General features: G+C 54.4%; 5 protein-coding genes and 1 riboswitch. Of the genes, 2 read left to right on the forward strand and 3 right to left on the reverse strand.

Annotation, left to right across the window (positions count from 1 at the left end; genetic code table 11):
- Positions 1-89 precede the first annotated feature (89 nt).
- Positions 90-1,028 carry a sugar phosphate isomerase/epimerase family protein gene (locus DW806_RS04315; RefSeq protein WP_118729219.1) on the forward strand — a complete coding sequence of 313 codons (939 nt, stop codon included), beginning with the start codon at positions 90-92 and terminating at the stop codon, positions 1,026-1,028.
- 46 nt (positions 1,029-1,074) lie between these two features.
- Positions 1,075-2,478, forward strand: coding sequence for an MFS transporter (locus tag DW806_RS04320; protein ID WP_158578286.1), 1,404 nt, complete (start codon positions 1,075-1,077; stop codon positions 2,476-2,478).
- A gap of 121 nt (positions 2,479-2,599) precedes the next feature.
- Here DW806_RS04320 and DW806_RS04325 read toward each other — a convergent pair whose 3' ends face one another.
- The 3 genes from DW806_RS04325 to DW806_RS04335 all read right to left on the reverse strand — a co-directional run bounded on the left by DW806_RS04325 (position 2,600) and on the right by DW806_RS04335 (position 13,881).
- Complete coding sequence (locus tag DW806_RS04325) at positions 2,600-2,791, reverse strand: helix-turn-helix domain-containing protein (protein ID WP_118729221.1); 192 nt, start codon at positions 2,789-2,791, stop codon at positions 2,600-2,602.
- A gap of 301 nt (positions 2,792-3,092) precedes the next feature.
- Positions 3,093-9,863, reverse strand: a complete 6,771-nt coding sequence (locus DW806_RS04330) for a S8 family serine peptidase (RefSeq protein ID WP_118729222.1) — start codon at positions 9,861-9,863, stop codon at positions 3,093-3,095.
- A 31-nt stretch (positions 9,864-9,894) separates the two neighbouring features.
- The gene (locus DW806_RS04335) at positions 9,895-13,881 is read right to left on the reverse strand and encodes an S-layer homology domain-containing protein (RefSeq protein ID WP_118729223.1); all 3,987 of its coding nucleotides are present in this window, start codon (positions 13,879-13,881) and stop codon (positions 9,895-9,897) included.
- Positions 13,882-14,458: 577 nt separating this feature from the next.
- Positions 14,459-14,559, forward strand: a riboswitch (purine riboswitch).
- The last annotated feature ends 21 nt before the right edge of the window (positions 14,560-14,580 follow it).

Below are 14,580 nucleotides of genomic sequence, written 5' to 3' on the forward strand. Positions count from 1 at the left end.
TCTCTCCAATATCCCTCATTTCTTCTCCGAGGCAGGCGCCTGATACCCAGCACCTGCCTCAATCATTCAAAACAACGGAGGTTTTATAGATGAAACTCGCAATTTGCACTGACGTATTCGCTGATCTGTCCTACACGGACATGCTTGACAAGGTAAAGTCCCTCGGTATCGACGCGGTCGAGATGACCGCCGGCGGCTGGGGTGCGCGCAAGCACTGCAACACCGCCGAGCTGCTCGCGGACGAGGGCAAGCGCAAGGAGTTCATGGGCGAACTCGAGAAGCGCGGCATGCGCATTTCTGCACTGAACACCTCGTGCAACCCGCTTTGGCCGTCCAAGACCGGCGAGGAATACAAGAAGTCCATGTACGACTGCGCAACGCTGGCCGGTCTGCTAGGCGTTAAGAAGATCGTAGCGATGGCAGGTCTGCCGGCAGGCAGCGAGACCGACACGACCCCGAACTGGATCACCTCTACCGTTTCTTGGCCGGATTTCATGGCTCCGGCTTACGAGTACCAGTGGAAGGTGACTATTGAGTTCTGGAACGAGTTTATTGTGCACTGCAAGAAATGCGGCATTGAACATATTGCAATCGAAGAATTTCCGGGTACAATGGTATGGTCGGCTTCTACCCTGCTCAAGCTGCGTGAGGCTACCGACCCGATGCTTGGCATCAACCTTGACCCGTCCCACATGATGGTTCTGGGTGCGGACCCGATCGCGGCTGCTCGTGCTCTCAAGGGCTGCATTTTCCACGTTCACGGCAAGGATGCCCGCATCGAGCGCGGTCTGGCTGACACCGACGGTCTGCTCGAGCCTCGCCCCGTTACCGAGTCCGCTGACCGCGTTTGGAACTACGTTGCAGTCGGCTGCGGCAAGGATTTGCAGTGGTGGAAGGAATTCTTCTCCGTTTGCCACATGATGGGCTACGACGGAGACGTTTCCCTCGAGATGGAGGACCTGACCATGACCGTTGATGCAGGTGTCAACACCTCGATCGACGCGCTGCGTCAGACCATCAGCCAGTAAAAAAGCAGCAAAAAAAAGAAAAAGAGAAAGAAACGAGGTAAAGAGTATGAATCTGAACGGCTACGGCAAGCTGATCAAAAAAGATCGCGTGTCCGGATTTGAGAAATTCGCCTTCGGCATGGGTGAAATTTCAACCAATATCGTTTTCACCATCGCAACCAGCCTGCTGACGATGTTCTACACCGATGTAGCGCACGTTTCGGCGGCCGTTATCGGTATGATTATCGCGGTTTCGCAGATTTTCAACGGCATCTCGGATATTTCCGCAGGCTTCATCGTGGACCGCACCCGTTCCAAGTACGGACGCGCCCGCGTCTGGATGCTGCGCATGTCCATTCCGTATGCGATCGCAGCCGTGCTGCTGATGACCGTTCCGCAGCATGTGGGACAGTTCGCACAGGCGATCTACGTGTTTATCACCTATAATCTTATGCTGACCGTGGTCTATACCATGTTCCAGCTTCCGTTTGCGACCACAATGACCTATATGACGCGCGATCAGGACGAGCGCGCCAAGATCAATATTGTCCGCATGGCGATGAGTCCAATCGGCAACATTCTGGTCACCTATTTCTTCACCCGTATCCTGAATTCTATGCCGGGCGGCATGGATTCCCAGCGCAACTGGATTGTGCTGACCGCCATTTACGCTTCTCTGGCAGCGGTTGCGATGCTGTTCTGCTTCGCGTGCGTCCGTGAGCGCGTGCAGGTGCTCGATGAGTACGGCGAGGAGAAGATCCCGCTGAAAAAGGCGATTCCGGCGCTGTTCAAGAACAAATACTTCATCATGCTGTTCCTGTTCTTCGTATTCTTTGCCATGTACCAGACCTTCTCCGGCACGATGGCATCGTACTACTGCAAGCAGATCATTCAGGATTCCAATATCATCGGCAACGTAAACGCGGCTTGCTACGGTATTTCGATTTTTGCAACGTTGCTGCTTGGCAAGGTCATGCACCTGACCACCAAGCGCAACTGGTGCATTATCGGTGCACTCTTTATCATCGCCGGCTCTCTGGTAGTGAAGATTGCTCCGCTGAGCGTCACGATGGTAACGGTCGGCGGTCTGCTCCGCGGTATCGGCATGACACCGATTCTCGGCCTGATCTTCACCATGATTGCGGATGCCATCGAGTACGGCCAGTGGTACACCGGCCTGCGTACCGCCGGCGCGATTCAGTCTGCCGTTACTTCCGGTCAGAAGTTCGGACAGGGCATTGGCTCTGCGCTGATCGGCTTCATCATGTCCGCTTCCGGCTACACCGGCGCGGCAGTTGAGGCAGGCTCCAAGGCAGCAGCAACTATCTCCAACCTGTACATTTACGGCATTGCCATCCTCGGCGCAGTCATGATCTTCATCCTGCTGTTCTATAAGCTGGATAAGGAATACCCGCAAATCATCAAGGAACTGCTCGAACGCGAGTCCAAGAGCAAGTCGAACAACGCTTAACCTGCAATCTCTCCTATATCTTTCCCTCTATGCAGACCAGCGCCTCACCGATTCTGTGAGGCGCTGGTTTTTTGTGCGTGTGAGACCGCTGCCGAGCTATATGCTTGGAACACAGGGATTTCTACAGCTTTTCATCATGCTTCGTATGCGTCATGCTGTGCCAGAAGGATTGACGGAATTTCCCGGGCGGCGTGCCGGTGTATTTCTTGAACATTGCATTAAAGTGACAGATACTGCTGAAGCCGAGCATATCCGCAATCAGTGTGACCGCATGCATAAGCATATCCTGCATCTCGCCGATACAGCGCTTCATCACATACTGCGCATTACTAACTATTGACTACTTCGCAAACTGTCCGACTCTTTCCACTTGATATGAAGTAATTATCTTGCGTACATACCAAAGCCTTCAGGCATGGGCTCGGTAATATCAGGCACGCCGACAAGTTTTTTCTCGATGATCTCGCGGGTGCGGGTACCGTCCGAGATGGCGCGCTCTGGGAAGCCGAGCGGATTGAAGGTCGCAATCCCCTAATGCAGTTCTTCTTTCAGCCTACATTAGGGGATCATTATCTTGAGTGATTCTATCGATTCGCTACAGTGTTTTAATCGACTTACTTGCCCATCTCGCAGAAGCGCATGAGAATTGCAGCAACCTCTGCGCGGGTTGCATTGCTCTTCGGGTTGAGTTTGCCGTTCGAGCCGTTTACAATGCCGTTGGCAACTGCCCACTGCATTGCGTTCACCGCGTAAGTGCTGACACTTGCAGCATCAGAGAACTCGCTCAGCGAACCGGAAGCTGCCGGAGAGCCAGCGTAGCGGTACAGCATGGTAACCAACTGCTCACGGGTAATATTGACGTTCGGATTCGTGCCGTCGGAAACACCGTTGGTCTTGGCCCAGTTCATGCCCTTCTCGTACCAGGTCGAACCGCCGGTGGTGTCCTCGCCAGCGTAGCGAGCAAGGATCGTCATCAGCATACCGCGGGTCGTGGATGCATTCGGAGAGAACTTTCCACTACCTGTGCCGCTCATCAGCTTCTTGCCGGACACATAAGAAATGGCAGATGCAAACCAATCATTTGCAGTCACATCGCTGAATTTTTCAGTTGTTGTACCGCCGGTATTACTGCCATTGTTCGGATCAGCAGGCTTCACAGGTGTTGGGCTGCCGCCAGAGGAAGAACCACCGCCACCGGAAGATCCGCCACTATTTCCGAAATCCTTCCATTTGAGGAGTGTACCATCGCTGCGCCGAACGTCATAACCTGAAGTCGGCACGATTTCCGGCGCATCGGTTGCAATGATAAACCGTCCATCCGTATTGTTGGTAAATGCAGTCTCATCGACCGCTGTTACTGTTTTCGGCAGAGATACCTCGTGCATTTGATTACCTGCAAATGCATTTGCAGGAATTTTCTCCAAGCCATCCTCATAGCCTGGCAGACGATCCTTGACCACAAGCTCAACAATCTGGTTGTTCATAAATGCTTCTTCGCCGATCTCTTCCGCGGTATCCGCCAGAACAACGCGACCGATCTTGTTGTTTTTGAAAGCTCGGGTGCCGACATGAGCAGTGTACTTACCGAGCTGCAGCTCGGTGATTTGGTTGTTCTCAAATGCGCCGGTACGTACACGATGTGTCAGCTCCGGCAGTTCTACCTTTTCGATAGCATTGCCGCGGAAAGCATATTCATCAATACTACGCAGCTTGGCGCTGTTAATGTTCTTCAGGTTCCATCCAAAGGACTGCAGCCCGGTGTTCATAAACGCGCCGATGCCGACAGTTTCCACGCTGTCCGGCAGGATTACACTGGTCAGTTTTGCATCCGCAAAAGCAAACGGTGCAATTTCCGTGATAGCACCTTCACTGCCCGATGCTGGAAGTGTCAGCGCACCGCCTTCTCCCAGATAACGAAGAATGGTCGTGCCCTCAATAATATAGTCCTTGCCCGGATTTTTTACAACCGTCTGTGAACCAGCTGCCTTGCCGTTGATTTTCAGAGTGATAACGGCATTTTCTGTCTGCCGGTCAATCGGCAGATCGAAATAGCCATCCGCATTAGCCGTTGCTGTATAGGTTTTGCCGTTTACAGTTGCCTCAACGGCTGCATTCGGCAGCGAGAAGCCGCGCAGTGTTTCATCTGTATCCAACACAGGGGTACACAAATGCGGTGCCACCGTATCATACAGGAAGGTCAGCGCATTGCTGCGTGCCAGCTTGAGCTTTACCGATGCATCGGTGCTGATATAGGAAACGCCTTCAATTCGAATATCCGGCGGCGTAATGGTCACCGTCTTGCCGATCTGATAGAACGCCGACGCCGGAAGATTGCGCGTCATGCGGGTTTGATTCGGCGCGTACAGCGTATTTCGTCCCAGAATATCCTCGGAATCGCGGATATTGACCTCGGTCAATGTTACCGTCGCTGGATTGATCAAATACTGCTGATCGACCGATTGCAGCTTGGTATTCTCCGCGGTGAACACCTGTGCATACGGAAAATCATACGAACTGCGGACACCGAACGCCTCATCGGCAATTTCGGTCAACTTATCCGCATAAACCTGCACATCGCGAATGCTATCAAAGGCATTTTTGCCGATCTTGGTCACGCCCGGCATGGTGATGCGCAGCGGACTGCCCACTGCCTGGAAGGCTTCCTCAGCAATCTCGTGTACGCTTTCCGGAATGGTCAGCGTCAAGCCCTTATCCGAATCGCTGTACTGATACTTGAATGCGCCCTTGCCGATGGTCGTGAGTGTGGAGGGGAACGTTATGTTGCGCAGCGCGTTGACCTTGAAGGCCTCCTCGTCAATCGTCTCCACGCCCTCCGGAATAACAACGCTCGTCAGTTTGCGCGCGCTGTCCTTGCCGGTGCCGTCAAATGCAGCCTTGCCGATATGCTTGACGGCTACGCCGCCAATCGCTGCCGGAATGACAACCTCTGCCTTGCTGCCCTGATAGCCGGTGATGGTCTGCGTTTCCGGGTCAAAGATAAAAGCATTTTCGTCATCAATCACAGGCGGCTGCTCACCGCTGCCGCTACCGTTGGGATCATCTGTTTCCGGATTGCGTTCCGCATCGGTCGGATACAGCCAGTTTGCTCGGATAGCATAGCCGCCGGCAGGAGAGATCGTCGAAGTGGCTGTAAAGGCGCCATCGTAAACGAAAGAGCGCTCTACCGCCTTTTCCACTGCTCCGGTGTCATAAAGAACGCCCATGCAGTCAGCAAAATCGGTCTTATCTTTCGCGTAGGTGACGGCCACATAGATCGGCTTGTCGGTCTTTACCGTGTACTCGGAAAGATCGACGGTGTTCCACGCATTGGGCGTTTCCACCTGATAATCGTGGAACGGCGCCAGCTCGATCAGTCGGCCGGTATCGTTATAGGTCAGCACGCCGACCTGCACATGCTCACCGCTGTAATACTGGTTCTGCACGAAGAAAATATCCGCGCTTTGCAGCATGCCGCCCTTGTGCGGCGTCTGGAAACGTACCGCTGCGCCCTTCGGGCCGCTGGTGAACTGAATGGTCTGCGCGGTATCCGCAGAAGCGTTGATGCCGTAGTCGGTCTTTTCGCTCTCCACGCCGGAAATGGGCGTGAGTGCTACGGTTTCCATGGTGTTGCTGCCCGCGCCGATCGTGATCTGCTTTTCTACTGCCATATAGCCGTTTTTATAGAAGCGGGCGGTATAGGTGCCGGCGTATACCTCCGCGGTATAGGCACCGGAAGCGTCCGTCGTCAGCATCGGCACATTTTCGTCATCGACCAGACGAACCAGTGCTCCATCCAGAGCGTTTCCGTCTGCGTCCGTTACCTTGCCGGAAACAGCAGCCTTTTCAGCCGGGTGCATGTAAACGGTCGGAACCGTGATCTTGCCCTTGCCGGAAACGGCCTGCGTCTGCGTCTGATAGCCATAGGCCTCAAAGCGCAGCGTATACTTGTTGTCCCCGGAGGCCGCCTGCGTGATAGAATAGCCGCCGTCGATCTCGCTGGACTGCGCGGTGCGCTCCGAACCCTCCACCGTCACTTTTGCGCGGAATGGAATGCCGGACGTACCATCACTGGTGCCGCTTGTCACCACAGCCATGCCGATACCAGACTGATCGTGATAGCCGGTCAAGCCGTTTGTCAGACCGTAGCCAAGCGCCTGACGCGCCTTACCCTTGATTGTGCTGGACAGCTGACTGCTTTCCGATGCAGAATGATACTCCTGCTGCTCGCTGCCGATCATAACATTGTCGATATGCCAGCCAAGGTTGTAACTAGAAAGGTATACTGTTTTTCCTACTGCGGCGCGGAAACGAATATTCACCGTTTTGCCGGCGTAATCTTCCAGCGAAACGCCGATCTGATGCCAGGTAAAAGTCTGCTTATCATCCATCACCGTTTCGCGGGATACGAGCGGCTGCCAGTAGTCACTGTCCGCCGGTTTGATCTCCACCGTATAGCTTACAGCGTCCGAGGCAGATTTAGAGCCGCAGTACGAATCAAAATAGAGGTAATCGCCAGACTGCACTTGCGTTTCAGGCAGCATCAAACCGGCATCCTGACAGTTCGAAGGCCGCTTGTTCAGTGTAACACCCCATTGAGAAGTAAGGTTTTTAGAAAGCCCTTCCCATGCATCGCGTTCAAGCAGTTCACGATCCGCAAGATCCTCCGGTAGAGTGGGCGTACCATGAATCCAGTCATTCACTGTGCCGGTGATAGCAGAGGCGGTAAAACCGCCGTTATCCGATTCAAAATCGTACTTTGTAAGATGCTCCGGCACCTTGTAGGTCAGCGTCAGCTCGTCCGAATACTCGCCTTCGTTGCCTGTAAAGTCCACTGCCTTGACGCGATAGGTATAGGTCTCGCCGTTTTGCGCGGTCGCGTCGGTGTAGTTGACATGATAGTGCGACAGGGGACGCTTATCCTCCTCGCCCTTGTTGATAAACTGAAAGGCATCGTAATCCTGCTCGATCTCGGCCAGCGTTTCAAAATCACCGCCCGCGGTCTTGCGCTCCAGAACATACTTTGCCATATCGGTCTCTTCGTTGGCGTCAAAGTGCAGGGCAAGTCCCTTGCCGCTGACGCTGGCAGCGAGCGCCTGCACCTGTCCCGGTGCGACGGTTTCATTCTTCACGACCGAAAGGTTATCCAGATACCAGCCGACGCCCTCGTCCGGGTCGGAATCGTGGCCAAAGAAGTACACACGGATCTGGATGGGAGCCTCCGCGCCTGCGTACTTTTCCAGAGAGAAGGTGCAGTGCGTCCATTCCCGCTCGGTAATATCCGGGCGGAGAATCACATCGTAAAGATCCTTCCAGCTATCCTCACCTCCGCCGGTGGTGGATACCTGAATTTTCGCCAGACACAGGCCGGTAAAGCCGGTGTACATATCCATGCTCAGCGACGGATGCTCGTCTGCCTTTACCGTACTGAGGTCGATCGGCGGCAGATACAGATTGCTGTCCACCCGGCGCTCAAACCAGGCCTTGCCGGGGTTGATGCCGATATAGGTCGTGTTGCCGTCGCCGGGCAGCTCGGGCTCGCCCTTGTTCGTGCGCTTGGAGATGCCCCAGCTACCGTCCATGAGGAAGCCGGGCAGACCGTTATCCGCATTTTCAAAATTCTGCGTCCACGGCAGGGTCATACCCGGCAGCACGCTGACCGTTTTATCAATGGTCGTTTCGTGCATGCCGTAGTCCACCGTCTTGACCGCAAGCGAAAGTTTGCCCTTTGCCAACTCCTTGCTAGGGATGGTGTAGGTGTATACGCCGTTGTTCTGCTCGCCGGAGGCGAGGCTCATTTTCACCGTTTGGGCCTCGGCGCCCGGCACGGTATAGGTCAGCTCTGCGCTGCGGATGGATACCGCATCGGCAAGACGTGCCGTCACCTGAATATCGCGCCCCAAATAGTATTCATCCTGCATATCAAATGCGGCGGTCGGCGTGTCGGTGTCCTCACCATCCTGCAATACTTCGCCTTCCAGCGTAACAGTATCGCGGCCTGCTAGCTTGGCAACGGCATCATAGGCGTTGACCAGGCCATAGCCGTAGGCGATATTGGGCGATTCTGTATAGGTGCTGTCAGTCAGCGGCTCGGCCGTTTCCTCCAGCAGTGCTCGAACCTCCTCCAGCGTATCCACCTTATCCTCGCAGTCCAGCTTTTTCGCCGCGGCGCGGATGAGTGCGACAACGCCGGTCACATGCGGCGCCGCCATAGAGGTGCCGTTCCAGCTGACATAGTTGCCGTTTGAATCCACCGAGCGCACCTGTACGCCCGGCGCAGAAATTTCCGGCTTCTGTCCGGCCTCCGGGAAGGCGGACGGTCCCTTGTTGGAGAAATTGCCAATCTCCTTGTCGCGGTCGGTCGCGGCAACAGCCAGTACATTGGCGTAGTTTGCCGGGTTGGAGATCGTACCCGCGCCGGGTACCTCGCCAGAGGTATTGCCGGCGGCAAACACCGGGATAATGCCGGCATCGACCCAGGCGTCTACAACATCCTCGAACCAGCGGTCGTCATCGTTGCTGCCGCCCCAGGAGTTGTTGATAACATCCGGCTTTTGCTCCAGCATCCATTCTGCCGCAGCGATCAGGTCGGATTCCCGGCCGCCGTCCTCGCTCATGGCGCGGGCGCTGATGAATTTCGCGCCCGGCGCGACGCCGATGCGGTTGAGGTTATCGCCCTCGCGGCCGACGATCGTACCGGCGACATGCGTGCCATGATCGTCCGACGAGGTGTGCTGCGGGGTGTCGTAGCCGTCCACAAAGTCCTTGTACTTGCCGCTCCACGCGTTTTTCAGCGCGTTTACATTGTAATTTGCGCCGCCGTCGATGATACCGACGGTCGCGCCGGTGCCGTCCACGCCGAACTCATCCCACACCTTATCGGCATGCACCTGCAAAACGCCCCACTCAATATCGCGCTCATCCGGCTGATAGATGGTGTTTGAGAACAGCTTGATGCTGCTCTCCTCCTCTTCGGCATCCTCTACCGGCTCTACACGCTCTACGGTGCCGTTCCATGTGATCTCGTCCACATCATCCAGCTGCGCCAGCTTATAGACCAGCTCTTTCGAGCTGATCTGCGCATGGATGACGTTGGTGATATAGAACGATTCCCAGCTGATTACATCGTCGCTCGCATTTTCCAACAGAGCGCGGGCCTGCGCCTGCGCCGCGTCCGCCTTCTGCTTGAGGGTGAGGGAGGAGCCCTCTGCCGATTTGAAGTAGATCAGCAGGTCATACGGCGCTTGTTTGCCAGCCAGCACCGACTGCACCGCGGCGCTCTGCGTATCCGCCGCAAAGGCGTATGCCGGCATTGCGCCGGGCAGCAGCACCGCCGCCGCCAGCAGCAGCGAAAGCCCTCGCCGCAGTATGGTTTTCATTGGTTGCATATGTGCTTTCTCCTGTCAGTCCATAATGAGATCAATAAATGTACTTGTACAGCACCACATCAACAGAGGCCGTTTTGTAGCCCGCCTTGTACAGCGTGATAGTGAATACCGGCCAGTCTGTTTTTTCATTCGTGAAGGACGAATCGTTAAAATTAAACAGCTCTAGCATTTCGTTCTGATGCTTGTACAGGCTTTCCAGAACGACTGCCTTTACGCCGCCGGTGCTCCAATTTGTGGTGGTGGAATCCACACCGAGGATCACCTTATTATCCGGCTCACTCTTTTTGGCGATGGTCGCACTCATGTTCTTCCAATCGTCCGCGGTAAGATCAGAACCATCCGCAACGAACAGGCTGATCGTGCTGGTGTAGAATGCTTTGGGCAGACCGTCCTGCATATCCGTTACCGCATTGCCGTAATTATCTCCGATCTTATCGGTCTGAATCGGCAGGTCATGGCCGTTTTCGTTCACCGCGCCGTAGGTGACGGTAAAGGTCGTCGGATTCGTAACGCCGACGACCTTCGCCGTCAGCGTTACGGTATTGCTTTCCAGATAGTCCTTAATGGACGCGTAGGGGATCTCCACCCAATAGGTGTACGCGCCATACGAGCCGGTAGAAACCACCTTCGCGTTTTCGATCTTGTTTTCGCCGTAGTACACTTCCAGACCGGTGTAGCCCTCTTCCGAGCCGCTAAGCTGCGCCCGCGCCGCCGCATACGGAGACAGGTCAGACACATTACCCACCGTCAGCGAACGATCCTTCTTGTAGGACAGCGTGACCTCCGCAGATTCGTCATCTGCTGCGGCAGAAACCACAATCGTTACCGTTTTTGCTTCCGCAAGGCTGGACGCACCGAGGAGCTTTTCGCTTACCAGCGTGATCGTCTTGTTTTCGGTATCCACAGTATAGTCCTCACCGACCTTGAGCGTCGTTTTATCTTCGCCGGCCTTGCGCGCTACCTCAATCGTGCTCATGCTCTCCTTATCAAAGCTGAAATTGCTGAGCGTCAGCATCGGATTCTCCGAAGCGTAGTAGCTGGACTGATTGGATTTCAGCGCAGGCGCGCCCATGTAGGACAGGCGGATGCTGACGCTGGACAGACCTCGTACACGCATGACAAGCGTTGCATAGTCGCCGCCGTAATAGCTGTTGGAGAGATGCTCCTTCACCGCGTCAAACGGTACGGTCAGCTTGTATACATTTTCCGTATCGGTCGCCGTCAGCGTGATGCCCTCCGCGGTATCCCCGCTGCCGAAGGCGAAAGTGGCTGCCTGCGCATCCTCCGCCGGCACATTTACGAAGGTCACATTGGTCGTAAACGGCTTCTTACGGGAGATACTCGAGTATTCCGTGCTGCCATAGGCGATGCCCTCAAACTTTGCGCTGCGGTCGGTCTTGTAGTTAATGCTCATGTTGAATTGGCTGCTGCCCAGAGACAGCTTTGCGGAAAGACCGTAGCTCGGAATCGTGCCGTTCAGCAGCTTTTCGCTGTTGATGGTGATGGTTTTGGCTTCGGCGTCATAGGTCAGGCCGTTGCCGACGGTCAATGTCACCATGTCCGAACCATACCCCTTTGTCAGATTAATATCCGAAGCACTGCCCTTGAAGTTATTAACCGTAACGGTAACATCTTCATTCCAGTTGTAGGTTTTGTCCGTATCCCAGTCGATGGAGAGCATGTTCTCCGGCGCGGTGAACTTGATCTGCATGGTGACTTCGTAGCCATCAACAAGCGGCGAACGGTTAATGCAGTTGTTGTACTTGTTGCCTCCGCTCAAATAGTCCAATGTATTGCGCACAGTAACGGTATTGCCCGCGCCCATCTTGCCTTCCTTCACACTCCATGAAGAACCCAGAACGCCCTCAACCGTATTGCCGTTGGACAGCTTGACGGTTACCTTAGTCGGTAAGTTATAATAATAGGATGAGAGGTAAGATGAACTGTAATCGCATTCCAGTGTCGAGATCGGCTCATAGCCGGTAACGGTGATTTCGCCGTTTTCGGCTTCCCGCCACAAGGCCGTTACGGTCGTATCGGCAGTGATGGTGATAGTATCGCCCGGTTGCTTTTCCTGCGCTTCGCCGTCGCCGGTCTTTACGCTCCATGCCTGGAATACATGGTTGGATATTTCTTCGCCGTCTGTTGTACCCTTCGGTGCAGAAAATGCGCAGGTGGGAAGCTCATATTCTGTGTTTTCCTTTACTGCTGCAGGATCCATGCTGCCGCTGCCCTCACCGGCGGAGAAGGAAATTGCGTACTCGCTCACCGGCACCGTCACAGTAATTTTGCCGGAATCCGCTTCCGCGCTGTTTTTGTGCTCCGCCTTGACCGCAATGGCGCGGATGCGGGTCATTTCGGTGGTCAGCGTCACCGGAGAGGCATAAACCGCGCTTTCGGCGGTCGGCTCGGTGCCGTCCGTGGTGTAATGAATGACGGCGTCCTCAGTCGCACAGCTCAGCGCAAAGCGGTCGGTCGTCAGAAACGCAGAACCGGTCTTGGACGCGCCCTCGCCGTCCGTAAACGCGATGACCGGCGTCGCCGCCTGCTTCATTTCAGTCCACAGGGCATACACTGTGGTGTTCGCGGTGAATTTCGTATCGGTTGTTACCTTTGTACCGGTGTTGTTCTTTTCGGTCGTCCAGCCTGCGAACAGATAACCCGCGCGCGTCGGCTGCGCCGTCGGCAAAGCAGAAAGAACGCCTTTTGTCGTTTTTAGCGCTGCCGGAGCGTTTTCACCGCCGTTGGCATCAAAAGTGATAGTGTATTCGGTCTGCGCAGACGAACTGCCTCCAGAGGAAGAACCGCCACCGGAGGACGATCCGCCACCGCCGCCAGCGGTGCCGGACGAAGCCGTTCCGACCGTTTCGGTCTTGCCTGCGGATACAACCTTATCACCGGCCTTTACGCCAGAAACGCCGCTGGCTGCCGTCACCTTTGCTCCCTTGTTGGTCACTGAAATGTCGTTCGCATTCGCTTTGACTTCGGTCACCTTGCCCTCGCCGGATACCTTGACACCTGCAGCATTGGCATAGATTGTGCCGACAGCGGCATTCTTCTGCACAGAAACGGCCACCTTGCTTGCGGCGGTCACGCTGTCCAGCTTGCCGTCCACCGTCAGATCGGTATAGGCGGTAACTGCGCCGAGCTTGCCATCTACCGCATGAATCAGCACCGTATCCGATGGATTAGAAACGATCGTTCCCTTTGCAGCCGTTGTGCCAGATGCAGTAACACCGCCCGCGCCGCCGCGAATAACAATGCGGCCGGTGACGGTAACATTGCTCAGCATAACGCCGTCCGCACCATCCGCAATGACGAGATCGCCATTGACCGTCACGCCGGAAAGCAGCGCGCCGCTAGCACGGACGATTAAGTTGCCCTCTACCGTGCGATTCGATGCACCCTCTTCTCCGATAAAGGTATCGGTCATGCCGGTGATCAGCTTGGCAAACTCCGCGCGGGTGATGTTGGCTTTGGGGGTCAGACGGCCGTTTGCGCCGTTCACATAGCCGCCTTCTACCAGCGCCGCAATGCTGTCTGCCGCCCAAGGAGATACACTGCCGTTATCTGTAAATTGTTCAAGTGCCGCAGAGGAATCGTCTGTCAACGCAAAGGCGCGCGCCAGTACAGTAAACGCCTCCTCGCGTGTAACAGGATCGTTAGGATTCATCATACCGTTAGAACCCTGCAGAATCCCCATCTGCACAGACTTTGCTATATCGTTATAGTACCACTCACTCGGCAGTACATCATTAAAATTCGTCAAGGAAGCACTCTTCACTGCGCCAAAGGCACGATTGACGATGGCAGCAAGCTGCGCGCGGGTAAGCAATCCCTTGCCATTGATTTTGCCGTTTGAACCGCTGAGCAGACCGTTGTCGATTGCACGAATCAACGGTTCTGTTGACCAGTCATTCGGCAAATCGCTGAAATCAGAACGATTTGCTGCAAAAGCGTTCGCTGGCAGAAGCATCGTACCGGCCAACACCAGCGCAAGAGTGTTTTTCTTGTTCATATTCTTCCTCCTTCGATCCTTAATTAGCCAAAGCTAACTTCCAATCCGAAAATTTGTCCCTCTCCAGGGACAGTTGCGTGGTTAGCGCATGCTAACCACGCAAAGAAGTATATCACGCTTTTTTTTCGATGTCAATTCTATGTTGATTTTGTGTCTTTTCCTGTCCGATCCAAAGAAAGCAATATTTTCCCTGGATTGATAGAAACTTGCAATTATTCAAAAAACAAAAAGCTTCCGACAGGCTTGTAAACACAATAACCTATCGGAAACTTTTTGCGCGTTGTAAAATGAAGTTGCGCATTTTACAACGCGCGGTTTTTATATTTTCGCTGTCTTTCTCAACTGGTATCTCCGAACAATTTCCCACATTGTATTGACAAACATCCAGCCGAGACCGTCGAAAAACTTCGTTTTTCCGACAATCTGTATTGCCTTAATATATAGTGTATTTGCCCTGATGCAATACATTTCCGCAGCCTTTTTCATTCACTTTTCTCATCGGCTCAACCCCAAGGATAGCATTTGACCATGTCTTACAGAATTCTTCTCTTGACAGCGGCGGCTTTCCTCTGCTATAATACCGCTCGGAAAAAGAGCTCATATAATCTCGCTTGATATGGCGCGGGAGTTTCTACGAGATCGCCGAAAGATCTTACTATGAGTGTCCGATGATGGAACAGGTCCATCTTTCGGGCACTT

Origin of the sequence: Butyricicoccus sp. AM32-19, assembly GCF_003480365.1 — a bacterium.
Classification (GTDB): domain Bacteria; phylum Bacillota; class Clostridia; order Oscillospirales; family Butyricicoccaceae; genus Agathobaculum; species Agathobaculum butyriciproducens.

Excerpts from the sequence above, each read along its gene's own strand:
- DW806_RS04315 (WP_118729219.1), top strand. The coding sequence starts at position 90 with ATGAAACTCGCAATTTGCACTGACGTATTCGCTGATCTGTCCTACACG.
- DW806_RS04330 (WP_118729222.1), bottom strand. The coding sequence starts at position 9,863 with ATGCAACCAATGAAAACCATACTGCGGCGAGGGCTTTCGCTGCTGCTG.
- DW806_RS04325 (WP_118729221.1), bottom strand. The coding sequence starts at position 2,791 with ATGAAGCGCTGTATCGGCGAGATGCAGGATATGCTTATGCATGCGGTC.
- DW806_RS04335 (WP_118729223.1), bottom strand. The coding sequence starts at position 13,881 with ATGAACAAGAAAAACACTCTTGCGCTGGTGTTGGCCGGTACGATGCTT.
- DW806_RS04320 (WP_158578286.1), top strand. The coding sequence starts at position 1,075 with ATGAATCTGAACGGCTACGGCAAGCTGATCAAAAAAGATCGCGTGTCC.